Consider the following 445-nt stretch of genomic DNA (forward strand, 5'->3'; position numbering starts at 1 on the left):
TGAGTTGCGTCAGCCATCCGCGTTAAACCTAAATTAATACCATCAGCAAGCAAGGCACTTAACAAAACAACTTTATCTGAAACTTGTTCTCCCGAATGTAAATGCGTAAAATGTTTAGTAAATTGTGTCCAAGAATCAACTTCTACCAACAAATCAGTCAACTTAATTCTTGGCAACAAACTATGAACTTTTCTGCTAAATTCATCAACCTCCTTGGGGACAGCATTGGTGAGAGGAGTGATAATTAACTGTTCGTTCTCTATCCTGACATCTACCAACTTATTCTCTACAATCATTGAAGAAACAAGCGCTAATTGTTCAGACAATTCGAGTGAGCGTTGTTCAATATAGGTAGTAAAATCCGTTGCTACTGCCACAGGTATCGTTTGAGAAGAACACATTGACTGCCATGAGCTATCTGCTAATAGATAATCCTCAAAATCTT

1 protein-coding gene is annotated in these 445 nt (G+C 37.8%); it reads right to left on the reverse strand.

Annotated features, from left to right (window positions below; genetic code table 11):
- On the reverse strand, positions 1-445 hold a 445-nt coding region (locus tag GNF10_RS37340; RefSeq protein ID WP_185607523.1), incomplete at both ends, for a Tn3 family transposase.

This window comes from Nostoc sp. UCD121, assembly GCF_014222285.1.
Taxonomy (GTDB): Bacteria; Cyanobacteriota; Cyanobacteriia; order Cyanobacteriales; family Nostocaceae; genus Nostoc.